Annotated in this window: 10 protein-coding genes; 2 read left to right on the top strand and 8 right to left on the bottom strand. The window is 51.4% G+C overall.

Annotated elements, in window-relative coordinates; all coding sequences use genetic code 11:
• The first annotated feature begins 137 nt into the window (after positions 1 to 137).
• A complete protein-coding gene (locus B2Q61_RS04940; protein ID WP_290620095.1) occupies positions 138 to 2,168 on the top strand; it encodes a PhoX family protein in 2,031 nt (676 codons plus the stop codon).
• 83 nt (positions 2,169 to 2,251) lie between these two features.
• Here the strand turns inward: B2Q61_RS04940 and B2Q61_RS04945 are convergent, their stop codons facing one another.
• The 7 genes from B2Q61_RS04945 to B2Q61_RS04975 all read right to left on the bottom strand — a co-directional run bounded on the left by B2Q61_RS04945 (position 2,252) and on the right by B2Q61_RS04975 (position 10,275).
• The gene (locus B2Q61_RS04945; protein ID WP_290620097.1) at positions 2,252 to 2,773 is read right to left on the bottom strand and encodes a DUF4442 domain-containing protein; all 522 of its coding nucleotides are present in this window, start codon (positions 2,771 to 2,773) and stop codon (positions 2,252 to 2,254) included.
• Positions 2,774 to 2,857: 84 nt separating this feature from the next.
• Positions 2,858 to 3,601: a 3'-5' exonuclease gene (locus B2Q61_RS04950; RefSeq protein WP_290620099.1), complete on the bottom strand. Its 744-nt coding sequence runs from the start codon at positions 3,599 to 3,601 to the stop codon at positions 2,858 to 2,860.
• Positions 3,602 to 3,608: 7 nt separating this feature from the next.
• Positions 3,609 to 5,456 (bottom strand): DUF294 nucleotidyltransferase-like domain-containing protein, encoded by a 1,848-nt coding sequence (locus B2Q61_RS04955; protein ID WP_290620101.1) that lies wholly within the window; start codon positions 5,454 to 5,456, stop codon positions 3,609 to 3,611.
• Between the two features lie 26 nt (positions 5,457 to 5,482).
• The gene (locus B2Q61_RS04960) at positions 5,483 to 7,114 is read right to left on the bottom strand and encodes a BCCT family transporter (RefSeq protein ID WP_290620103.1); all 1,632 of its coding nucleotides are present in this window, start codon (positions 7,112 to 7,114) and stop codon (positions 5,483 to 5,485) included.
• 21 nt (positions 7,115 to 7,135) lie between these two features.
• Positions 7,136 to 8,389 carry a porin gene (locus B2Q61_RS04965; RefSeq protein ID WP_290620105.1) on the bottom strand — a complete coding sequence of 418 codons (1,254 nt, stop codon included), beginning with the start codon at positions 8,387 to 8,389 and terminating at the stop codon, positions 7,136 to 7,138.
• Between the two features lie 192 nt (positions 8,390 to 8,581).
• Complete coding sequence (gene cysM, locus B2Q61_RS04970) at positions 8,582 to 9,466, bottom strand: cysteine synthase CysM (protein ID WP_290620107.1); 885 nt, start codon at positions 9,464 to 9,466, stop codon at positions 8,582 to 8,584.
• Positions 9,467 to 9,528: 62 nt separating this feature from the next.
• The gene (locus B2Q61_RS04975; RefSeq protein WP_290620109.1) at positions 9,529 to 10,275 is read right to left on the bottom strand and encodes a TrmH family RNA methyltransferase; all 747 of its coding nucleotides are present in this window, start codon (positions 10,273 to 10,275) and stop codon (positions 9,529 to 9,531) included.
• A gap of 204 nt (positions 10,276 to 10,479) precedes the next feature.
• Here B2Q61_RS04975 and B2Q61_RS04980 point away from each other — a divergent pair, with 204 nt between their 5' ends.
• Positions 10,480 to 10,863 carry an HPF/RaiA family ribosome-associated protein gene (locus B2Q61_RS04980; protein WP_290620111.1) on the top strand — a complete coding sequence of 128 codons (384 nt, stop codon included), beginning with the start codon at positions 10,480 to 10,482 and terminating at the stop codon, positions 10,861 to 10,863.
• A gap of 74 nt (positions 10,864 to 10,937) precedes the next feature.
• Here the strand turns inward: B2Q61_RS04980 and B2Q61_RS04985 are convergent, their stop codons facing one another.
• Positions 10,938 to 12,602 carry an amidohydrolase gene (locus B2Q61_RS04985; RefSeq protein ID WP_290620113.1) on the bottom strand — a complete coding sequence of 555 codons (1,665 nt, stop codon included), beginning with the start codon at positions 12,600 to 12,602 and terminating at the stop codon, positions 10,938 to 10,940.
• Positions 12,603 to 12,608 lie beyond the last annotated feature (6 nt).

Raw genomic sequence — 12,608 nt, forward strand, 5'->3', positions numbered from 1 at the left:
CCAGTAGCCTGCAACAAACAACATGACCAATCACGGCGCAAAGATCACAAAAATGCTATTTAACTGTAACGGTTTTGCCATTTAACACCGGTTTAATAGAGCGGCCTAATCATCCGTTTTAAGCCGGAGTAATAATAATGACCGTCAGTAAAAACAACCAGAATGCAATGTCCATTAGTATTGATAACTCGGGTGTTGACCCGCAAACCAATTTTTCATTGAACCCCACTTTTGCCGCGATAGTCGACAGCCGGATGGCCCGGCGTAACTTTATCAAAGGCAGTATGGGTGCTGCTATGGCGGCTTTTCTTGGTGGTACACTTGCTGGCTGCAGCAGTAGTGATGATGAAACCACGCCGGTAGCGCCAACCGTGCCGCCTGTTACCACCGCTCCGCTTCTGGGATTTGCTGCTATTGCGACTCAGCGCGCCGATACCATTACTGTGCCTGAAGGCTACACTGCCAGAACGTTCCTGCCCTGGGGCACTCCGCTAAGTGGCAGTTATCCTACTTATCTGGCTGATGGCAGCAACAGTGGCAGCGATCAGGAACAACAGGTAGGAATGCACCATGACGGTATGCACTTTTTCCCTATCGACAGCAGAACCAGTGCCACAAGTTCAGAAGAAGGCCTGCTGGTGTTTAATCATGAATATATCGACAACAACCTGATCCACCCCAACGGTATCACGACGGTACCGCGACTGGCCGACGAAGTGCGTAAAGAGGTGGCCGCACATGGTGTTTCAGTAGCTCATATTCAAAAGCAAGCAGATGGTAGCTGGGCGCTGGTTAATAACAGCCCGTTTAACCGCCGTATTACCGGTGCCACACCCATGGAACTGGCAGGCCCGGTACGTGGCAGCGCGAAAGTCATCACTAAATACAGCCCGGAAGGCCATCGTACCCGCGGTACTTTAAATAACTGTGGTAATGGCTATACGCCCTGGGGGACATATTTAACCTGCGAAGAAAACTGGGCAGGTTATTTTGTCAACAAAGATGCCGAGCAACCACGTGAACAGCGGCGCTATGGCGTGCCAGCAAGTAATGGCCGGTACTTGTGGGAAACCGCCACACCTGCAGCCGACCAATATCAACGTTTTAACGCCAGCACACTGGCCGACGATGCCAGCGGTGATTATCGCAACGAACCAAATACTTTCGGCTGGATTGTGGAAATTGACCCCTTTAACCCCGATAGCGTGCCGCAAAAGCGTACAGCACTCGGTCGTTTTGGGCACGAAGGGATCATTTTTGGCAAGCTGGAAGAGGGCAAACCGCTGGTGTTTTATTCCGGTGATGACTCACGTTTTGAGTATATCTATAAATTTGTCTCGGCAGCGCCGTATTTTCAGAACACGGCAGGTGGCTATTTGCTTAATGAGGGTACATTGTACGTTGCACGCTTTAACGATGATGGCAGCGGTGAATGGCTGCCGTTGGACCTTAATAATGCCGAGTTTGCCGCTAAAGCTGCAGCGGCAGAAGTGGTGTTCGCTGATCAGGCCGATGTGCTGATAAATACCCGGCTGGCGGCTGACATTGCGGGTGCCACTAAAATGGACCGGCCAGAATGGGGCGCGGTACATCCTGACACTGGTGAGGTATATTTTACCCTTACCAATAATACCGCTCGCACTGAACAGCAAACCGATGCAGCCAACCCGCGTGCGGCAAATGCTGCTGGCCATATTATTCGCTGGCAAGAGCGCAACAGTCAGGAAGCTACCGCCTTTGACTGGGATATTTTCCTGCTGGCCGGTGACGTGGGCACTACCACTCCTGACAGTGAGCTGACATTAACCCAAGACAACCACCTGGCCAGTCCTGACGGCTTATGGTTTGATAAAAACGGCTTGCTATGGATCCAGACCGATATGAGCGGCAGCCAGCAAGGTGAAGGCCCATATGGCAATAATCAGATGTTGGTTGCCGATCCGGTAACCCGGCAGATTAAACGGTTTTTAGTGGGGCCAACCGACTGTGAAGTCACAGGCATCAGCGCCACGCCGGATATGAAAACCTTGTTTGTTAACATTCAGCACCCCGGCGATCGCTCCTCCCCCGACAATTTCACCAGTAACTGGCCAGACGGTGGCAACAGCCGGCCACGCTCGGCCACGGTAGTGGTTACTAAAAACGACGGCGGAGTGATTGGCAGCTAACTGATAAGCCGTGATAATAAGCAGGCTGGCTTCCTTGGGTTTCCAGTCTGCTCGTTCAGGCCGCTTGCGGCACTGCGCCCTGTTCAGCGCTTTTTCGGGATCCAGGCCCAGGTCACGCTGGCATTTACCGGTTCTATTCCAGCACTATCGGTGATGGTGACGGCGACGGTGATTTCACCTTTATCGTCGTTATGCATTGTAGCTATCTGGTCGTCGGTCAGGCTTGCTATTGCGGTTAAATCACCCGTCGAGCGTTTTATATAATCAATTTGCATTTGTTTTAGCAAGGGTAACTTACTATCGGGCAGGTGAATACCGACTAAAAAACCGGTGGCCGATTCAGCCAGTAAACCGGTAGCGGCGGCATGCACCGAGCCGATATGATTTTGCGCCTTTTTGCGGTTTTTTAATCGCAGCACTGAACGGGCGCCCTGTAGTTCCAGCACTTCAACCCCGGCAGTGCCGGCAAATTTAATGACCCGGCCAAATACCGTGCTTAACGCAAAGGCGTGCAGCGCTTGTGGTAGTTGATAGCATTTACTGACGATTCGCTGCAGTTTGTTGGGTTTGGTTGTCGCGGGCATGAAAGTATCGGCTTGGTTCATTGTGGTCTGACCTGTGTGCTATTTACGCTACTATGCCTCTGGTCAACGGCAATTGCAAGGTGGTGTTACTAACGTAAGACGCCATTAGCACCATAGCTCGCCAACCGGTGTCTGAGGGCTGAACCGGTGGCAAATTTGTGCCTGCAATAATTCTGCACTGGCCAGGGCATCCGTTACGGCATGATGTGGCCGGTATGGTGGCAGGTTGTAGCGGCTGCGGCTGGCATCAAGCCGGATCGAAACCTGCTGCCGTTTGCGTACTTTATCCCACCAGCTTAATGGCTTTGTCCGGTACAAGCGGGCTTCCAGCTCCAGGGTATCAATCACTGGAAATAAGATATTCTCACCTAACCGAACCTTAACACTGGCAGAGAGAAAATTGCGTTCTATCTGGCGGTAATGTACCACGGCTACCTTGCCGGCCAGTAACGGCAACAGTTCAGGCAGTACAGCGTTTAAATCCGGAGCTTTTTTTACCTCTGAATGGGTTATCCGGTGCACGGTAACGGAGTTGTCACTAAGCTGAAAACGGGGTTTAAGCAGCCATTGCTGCGCTTTTGAGCTGAAAATGCAGTGCAGGTTAAAAGGCACTAAGCCAATACTGACAATGCCGTTGTTATCAGCACTAAGGCCGGTAGTTTCAAAATCAATAGCCACCAGTGGTACCTCGTCGATCGGCGTAGTGGCGGCTACCATGCCTGCACTGTAAAATTGTTGCAATAAAGGGTGGGTAACACTCGCCGCCTGTTGCTGATAATACCGCTGCCAGTCGGTGCTGGTTGCCGGGCGTGGGCTATCTTCTTGCTTGGTTGGGCCCAGATAAAGCATTGTTTGTTCAGGCCTTAAAATGAAATTTCATAAATTTTTGGGCGTTACTCAGTACCTGAAACGCCTCCTTTAAGTGCTTACGCTCAAATTCTGACAGCTGCTCTGGCAGTACATTATTATCAGGCTCAATGCCCTGGCGCAGCGCTGCAGCCTGATGGCGAATACGGGTTAAAGCGATAACCTCAAAGGCATCGCGCAGGTCCTCGGCCCGGCCCTTGGGCAATACTCCTGCGGCGGTAATATCCTGCAGGCGGCTGAAAGAGTTGCTTTCTGTTGAGCCGATGGCGAGCGCATGCACCCTGATTAAATCGACAAAGGGCGCAGTACCACGCCTTTTAATATTTAAGCTATTGTTTTGTTTGCCGTCCTGCTCCATCACAAAATCTTTAAAAAAACCCAGTGGTGGGGTGCGGTTAAGCGCATTACGGGTCATGCTGGCCAGAAAAAGCGGTTTTGTTCTTGCTAGTTTACTGACCAGTTTCTGTAATTGTTCAGCCCACTGGGTATGCCCCCAAACGCCATCAATATCGAAAAAAATTGAGGATTGCAGCAAACGTTCTGCCGTGGGTTTTTCTATCCAGCTTTGAAAATATTGCTGCCATACTTTTAACGGTTGGCGCCACTCTTTATTGGTCGCCATCACGTTGCCTGTGCAGTAAGTATAGCCACAAGCCGCCAGTCCATCTGACACAAAACGGGCCAGTTGCTGAAAGTAGTTGTCGTGCTGTGCCGGGTCATAGCGGTTGTCCAGCACCAGTGCATTGTCCTGATCGGTCAGCACTAGTTGTTCATCACGGGCCATCGATCCCAGCGCTAAAAAACAATAGGGCACTGGTGGTGGTCCAAGCTCTGCTTCAGCCAGTTCCAGCAGCCGCTGTTTAAAACTCCGACCGATAGCCGCCATGGCACTGCCAATCATTTGCGAATTAGCATCTTCGTTGACCATCCGGATAAAGCAGGCATGAACGTCGGGCACCAATGTTTGCAAATCAGCAACGGTATGCTGGCGAAAAATGCGGCTTACCACATACAGGCTGTTTTGTGATTCGAAGCGAATAATATCGGAAATAGCGATCACGCCAACGGCTCGCTGGCGTTTTACTACCGGCAAATGGTGCAGGTTATGGCGTAGCATCAACATCATCGCTTCAAAAATGTACTGTTGTTGTTCAATAGTAACGGGATTGGCCGACATAATGTCGGCAACGGGCGTTTCAGATTTTAAACCCGGCGCTACCAACCGGGCGCGGATATCTTTGTCAGTAATAATACCGGTAAGATGTTGATCCTGATCCAGGATGAGCAATGATGACACCTTTTGCTCCGTCATTAATTGGGCAGCCTGCCAGACGTTGGCGTCGGAACCAATGGTAACAGGGTCCCGGCTTAACAGCGTGCTGACCGTGGCACCGAGCAAATCGGCGCGGGCCTGGGTGCTGGCTTTGCTGGTTTTACGTCGCTCGCTATCACCAACCTGCATATAGTCAGCAAAAAACTCATTTTCATCAAACAACTGCTGAAACACTTCATCGGGAATAAAGTAGATCAGGGTATCTTCCAATGCGGAAGCCGGAAAACGTACTTTGCCGCCACGCAACAGGCCTTGCTCAGCAAAAATACCACCTTCACTCAGCCGGTTGTATAAATCACCATTGCGGCGGAAAGTTTCAACTGCGCCACTTCGCACCAGATGGAGCGCGTGCAGCGGCTCGTTATAACGCAGAATATCGCTACCAGCCTTAAAATAGCCAATATCAATACTGAGTGCCACCTGCTGTACTTGTTCAGCCGGCAGTTCCTGAAACGGCGAATGCCGTTTCAAAAACTCCAATATTTCTATCTGCTCTATTTCCACTGGCCTCTTCCCATTGGCAAATTTGCTTAGTTACCGCGTGGTTCAGACATCAGGCCTTTGACCACCGCGATGCAGGATGCTAACAACACTATGGTAAAGGGAAATCCAGTCGACACTGCCATCGCTTGTAACGCCACCAGACCGCCACCCAGTATTAAGGCGATAGCGACCAGGCCCTCGAAGGTACACCAGAATACCCGTTGCGGGGTTGGTGCATTCACTTTACCGCCAGCAGCGATGGTATCAATAACCAGAGATCCGGAGTCTGATGAGGTAACAAAAAATACGACGACCAGAATAATGGCAATAAAAGAGGTAATACCGGCCAGTGGCAGCGCATCCAGCATGCTGAATAGCTGCAGGGGCAACGCCGCTTCAACGGCAGCCATATAACCATCATGAACCACCTGACTAATTGCGGTTCCGCCGAACACGGTCATCCACAGCACGCAGGCCAGCGACGGAATAAGTAATACCGAAACTAAAAACTCGCGTACGGTACGGCCGCGCGAAACCCGTGCGATAAACATGCCGACAAACGGCGACCAGCTGATCCACCAGGCCCAGTAGAAGGCCGTCCAGCCCTGAGAGAAGTTGGTATCCTCCCTACCTACCGGGTTGGCCAGCTCGGGTAAATACTGGAAATATGCCCCTAAATTGGCAAAAAAACCAGTTAAAATGGCCAGCGTTGGACCAACGATAATGACAAACAGCAGCAGTAAAGCTGCCAGGGCCATATTAATTTCTGATAGCCGCTTTACGCCGGCTTCCAGACCGGCCAGCACTGAAAACAGGGCGATCAGGGTAATGCCAATTACCAGCAGCACCTCGGTAGTGATTCCTTGCGGCCAGTCAAACAGATAATTTAAGCCGGCACTAGCCTGCGATGCTCCCAAACCCAAGGAGGTAGCCAGGCCAAACAAGGTGGCAAGCACGGCCAGAATATCAATAATATGTCCGGGCCAGCCCCAAACCCGCTCGCCCAGCAGGGGGTAAAAAACCGAGCGAATTGTCAACGGCAAGCCTTTATTAAATGAAAATAGTGCCAGACCCAACGCCAGAATGGCGTAAATAGCCCAGGGGTGCAGGGCCCAGTGGTAAATAGTAGCGGCCATACCAAGACGCTCAGCGGCTAATGCATCGCCAGCAGCACCGGCCAGTGGCGCCCAATCAGTGCGTACGCCATCTTCTATCGTCGTTCCGGCCATGGCACTGTTAAAATGGGACAACGGCTCAGATACACCATAAAACATCAGGCCGATACCCATACCGGCAGCAAACAGCATCGAAAACCAGCCGATATAGCTGAAGTCAGGGGTAGCCTCAGTGCCACCTAAGCGTACTTTACCCAGAGGAGACACAATTAACCCCAGGCATAACAGCACAAAAATGTTGGCGGCGCTGATAAAAAACCAATCGAGATTGCTGGTAAGCCAGCCGCGCATATCGCTGAAAATCTCTGCAGCCTGGACATGAAAAATCAGGGTAAGCAATACAAAGGCAACAATGCTCAGCCCGGAGATCAGGAACACCCGGTTGTGAATATCCAGACCAAATGGCCCTAATTTCACTACGATGTTATCCTGACCTACCTGATAATCGGTATCAATTGGATTAACTCTGCCATCTGGGATCATCGGATCCTTTTCAGTTGTCATTATTATGTCCTTGTTATTATTTTAGAAATAGTAGCCAATATTAATATTGAAACGGCGCTCGGTTTCGCTGCTATCGCCACTGGCACTGCCACCGACAAAAGGTTGATTTTTGGCATGCACCAAATCGAAATAGGTAAACAAACCGCCCGCTGCAACAGAGAAGCCGGTAATATTCATCATCGTGTCGCGACTGCCATCTGATTTGTCATAGACCAGGCCGTAATTGTTGTAAAATTGTAAGCCGGTTACCGGGCCCCATTCAACCGGCATGCTGTAAGCCAGATTTACCGTCGCCGAAGTGGCTTCTGCAGCAATAGAGTCATAGAAGGCATAGGCACCAACAGCCATCCGGTCGACACCATCAATATCGTACTGATATTGAGTATATTGCAGTTGCAGATTCCAGTTGTTGTAGTAGCTATTGCTGTGCACAGCCCAGGCGTTGTAATCCCCCGCCCGCGACTGGCCATTATGCAGGCCACCTGCCAGCGCTGAAACGCCAAGCTCCGTTTTCAAGTCACCATGACTAACGTGATAGCCAAAGCGGCCGCTTAAAGTATTGTACTCACCCAGAGGCTGGGCTGGATCATCATAGATACCGTCACCGGGCAGGCGGGCACCAACAATATCGTAGGAATAACGGTCGGCCCTGCTGCCGACATAACCATCCACCCCACCTAATTCATCATTTTTGAAGAAACCCAGATCCAGTTGCCAGTTATCACTAAGCTGGCGCTTAAATAAAATGCCTAAATCGTGATCATCTTCCAGCCCGATATAATAATTGGTACTGAAAAACCAATTGTGAGAGTTATAGGGCCAGTTGCCAAACGGAACCTGAGTAATACCCGCTTGCACCTGCCAGTCGTCAGTAAGCTGATAGCCTACGTAGGCGTATTTAACCGCAGTCATATAATCAAAAAAGCGGATTTCGGCGTTAAGTAACACATCTCCGATGCTGCCATTTAAATTCAGCCGGAAAATATCCAGCGCAAAATCGCCACCACGGTCTTTGTTGCCTTCACTGTACGAGGTGTGGCTATAATTTGTGCGGATAGCTCCGCCAAGCTTAATGCCGTCTTCATCAATATTTTCGGCCAGTTCTGCTTTGGCAACGTTAGTAAGTTCGGCCTGTTGCTCGCTAAGCGCAGTTTGCTCCAGCTCCTGTTCTTCCAGGCGCGCTTCCAGCGCTGCAATTTGCGCCTTTAACAGAGTAAGTTGCTGCTTTATTTCATCTGTCTCGGCAGGAGTAGCGGCAAACGAAGCTGGTGACACTAGACAACCAGCGGCAGCGATCAGGGCGATTCTGCAGTGGGTTTTCATAAGCGGACCTTATATTAGCGGAATAATTGATAACGCAGAGGCTACAAGGATAGTCTAATTAGGAAGTTATACCAAACCAGTCCCCACCGAATTGAATGCCCCGGCTGGGGAATAGCCAGCGATGGTGAAGAGTAATGGCTGCAGTTAAAAGATATCAGCAGATAAATAGCGATCGCCCCGGTCGCAGATTATCGCCACGATAACCGCATTGCTATTTTGCTCAGCCAGCTGAATCGCGGCATGCACTGCACCGCCAGAACTGACCCCGGCAAAAATACCTTCCTCTTTTGCTAAGCGGCGCATGGCGTTTAGCGCATCATCCTGGCTGATATCAATAATCAGATCGACCCGGCTTTTATCAAAAAAGCCGGGCAGATAAGCCTCGGGCCAGCGCCGGATCCCCGGGATACTGGCGCCCTCGGCCGGTTGCAGACCGATAATCTGAATAGCCGGGTTTTGCGCTTTCAAATAACGAGACACCCCCATAATGGTTCCGGTAGTGCCCATACTGCTGACAAAATGAGTGACTTGCTGCTGGCTTTGCTGCCAGATTTCGGGCCCGGTGCTGGCGTAGTGAGCCGCCGGGTTGTCGGGGTTATTAAACTGATCCAGCACAATACCTTTACCCTGCGCTTGCATCTGCAGCGCTAAATCGCGGGCACCTTCCATGCCTTGCTCTTTGCTGACTAAAATCAGTTCTGCGCCGTAGGCGCGCATCGAGCTTTTGCGCTCTTCGGTGGCGTTATCCGGCATTATCAGGGTCATGGCATAGCCTTTAATTGCCGCTGCCATCGCCAGGGCAATGCCGGTATTGCCACTGGTGGCTTCAATTATCCGGTCGCCAGGTTTGATGTCACCACGTAATTCGGCCTGGACAATCATGTTCAGTGCTGGCCGGTCTTTCACCGAGCCCGCCGGGTTATCGCCCTCCAGTTTTAATAATACCGTGCTGTTAGTATGGGCTGCCATCCGCTGCAGCTTTACCAGCCGGGTATTACCGACTTCATGCTCGATGGTAGGAAATGTCATACTAAAACCGCCGGTGAATGAACAACACAATGCTGCCAGTTTAGCGCAAAGCCAGAGAGCTGTTAATGGCTAAGCCTTAGCAGATTGTCGCAAATAACCGCTGCCGCTATGCCAACATTCAGCGATTCTGCGCCGCCAAAGGCCGGAATAGTAATTTTGCGACTGATATATTGGCTTACTTGATTGCTGATACCATTAGCTTCATTGCCAAGCACAATATAGCCACCGGCCTGGTTAAGCTTAAGCTGATGGACATTTTCCCCGCCCAGGTAAGCACCGTATACCGGCATGTTGGTGCGGGCTAATGTCTCAGCCAGCGGCTGGTAATGTAATTGCACCCGCAGGAATGAGCCTTTGGCGGCGGCCACTACTTTGGGATTAAAGCAATCGGCTGTGTCAGGTGAGCTTATAATGTGTTTGATGCCGTACCAGTCGGCGATGCGGATAATCGTACCCAGATTACCCGGATCGTTAATATTATCCAGCACCAGGGTCCAGCTGGCGGTGCCAGCACTGAACTCTGGCCATTGTGGTATTTCTACCACCGCCAGTGCAGCGTCGTTGCTAATGAAGGTGCCCACTTTAACCAGCTCGTCGCTGTTGCATGGTTGCAGTAACGCAGCGGCTTTCACCGCCTGAGCATGTTGCTGAATAAAAACATCGGTGGCAAATAACGCCGGCACTGTCCAGCCCGAAGCCAGCACTTCCAGCACCGCTTTTTCACCTTCAACAAAAAACAGCTGCTCGGCTTTGCGGTACTTTTTCTGATGCAGCGATTTAATCAGTTTGGCCCATTTGTTACTTATCATATTTGCAGCTTGTATCGGCCTAAATTACGGCTATTTTACCCAGACTTTACCGTGCTGTCTGATTTTATCGGCAATAAATTGCACTATCTGGCCTTGCGAATAGAATGGAGAGTCTCCAGATAAGTGTGAGTAGTATGCAACCATTTGACGCGGGTAGGGTCTGTAAAGTGAGTCCCGATCCAGAGTCATTATCAGGAGTAGTCTATGCAAATTCAAATTAACAGTGATCGTAATATCCAGGCCGATGAGCGGCTGGCCGAGTTTGTGCGCGAAACATTGCAAAATAAATTAAGCCGTTTTGCTGATCATGTCACCCGGATTGAAGTGCATTTAAGTGATGAAAACGGCAATACCAAGCATGACGGCAATGATAAACGCTGCCTGCTGGAGGCGCGCCCGGAAGGAATGGAGCCCGTTGCCATTACTGAGCACGCCGCCACTGTTGGCCAGGCCGTATCCGGTGCCGCCGACAAAATGCAGCGCAAATTAAGTTCGGCCATTGGTAAACTGCGCGACAAACATAGCCGTGCCGCGAGCCCTGATTTTTCCGAGCCAGAGCCTGACGTTATCGAACCTGAACAGGCATAAACAGGCTGACGACAAATAAAAAAATGGCGCTCAAAGCGCCGTTTTTTTTATGAGCTGTTGCTACTGAGCTGTAGTTACTGAGAGGCGCGATTAAACTTCTGCTGGCCATGTACCCAGGTTTGTTCCGGTAGTACCTGCCATAACTGGCTGGGGTCGATATTAAAAATATCCTGATCAACCAGAATAAAGTCGGCCCAGCTGCCCGGTGCTAAGGTCCCCAGAGTATCTTCCTGAAAGGCACCATAGGCGGCATCGACGGTAAAAGAACGCAGCGCCTCGGTCAGGGTTAAGCGTTGCTCTGGCAGCCAGCCACCTGGCGGCTGGTTTTGCTGATCCTGACGGGTAACCGATGCATGCAGGCCATGAAACGGATTCGCCAGCTCTACCGGAAAGTCTGAGCCGCCAACAATAATGCTGCCCTGATCAATAAAGCTGCGCCAGGCATAGGCGCCCCGTAAACGGGCCACGCCCAGCCGATCGCCAGCCATATTTTTGTCTGACGTGGCGTGTACCGCCTGCATAGAAGGCAACACATGCAAGGTTTTAAAGCGCGGAATATCCTTAGGCGCGACGATCTGGGCGTGTTCTATGCGGTGACGACCGGCCAGACGTTGCTCAGCTGTGGCCAGTTGTTCAAACCGATCCAATGCCAGCCGGTTAGCCCGATCACCAATGGCATGCACATTGGCCTGAAAGCCGGCATCCATCGTAAGCTGCATAATCTGGGTTAATGCATCAGGCTGGGTAACCAGTAAGCCGGTCTGGCCCGGTTGGTCGCTGTAATCGGCCAGCAGAGCAGCACCACGACTGCCCAGCGCGCCATCGCCGTAAATTTTCACCGAGCGGATATCCAGATAGTCTTGCGGATCATCAACAATACCCTGCTCCAGCCAGCGGCCAAGCTCCGGATCTTTGGCCGATAACATGGCATATAAACGCAGTGGTAACTGATGGGTTTCGGCCAGTTGCTGGTATATATCGGCCAGTTCGGAATCTACCCCGGCATCATGCACGCTGGTAATACCCAGTGCTAATAAGTGATTAAAGGCCAGCTGCAGGGCGGCGGTTTTGTCATCACTGGTTGGCGCCGGAATTTTTTGCTGCACCAGTTGCATGGCGTTATCAATTAACACGCCGGTCGGGTTGCCGTTGCCATCACGAATAATCTCGCCGCCTGGCGGGTCCAGGGTATCTTTGCTGATACCGGCTGCCGCCAGCGCTTTACTGTTGGCCCAGCCAGCATGGGCATCTATCCGTACCAGCCATACCGGCCGATCGCTAACCGCTTCATCCAGCAAACTTTTATCCGGAAAGGCTTTATCGTCCCACAGTACCTGGTTCCAGCCGCGACCAATAACCCAGGGCGCCTGCGGCTGACTGGCGGCAAAGCGGGCGACTTCCGCCACTGTAGCCTGTTCGCTGCCAATGCCACGCAAATCGGCCTGATTCAGGTATTCTCCCAAACCCAGGACATGGCCATGGCCATCAATTAAGCCGGGTAACACGGTCCTGCCTGCACCATCAATTCTCCGGGCTTTGGCGTACTCCTGTGCTACTGCTGTATCGCCTCTGGCCAGTACTTTGCCGCTGGCAGTGTCAAATGCTAATGCACTAAAAGACACCAGTTCACGGTCTGCATTAAAGCCGTATCCTGTCACATTGTGGATCAGCACCGGTTCAGCTGAGGCTGTGCCACAGGCCAGCAGAGAGGCGAGCAGAAAAAGTTTGCTGTGTTTCATCGATAC

Source organism: Arsukibacterium sp. UBA5043 (genome assembly GCA_002415085.1).
Lineage (GTDB): Bacteria > Pseudomonadota > Gammaproteobacteria > Enterobacterales > Alteromonadaceae > Alishewanella.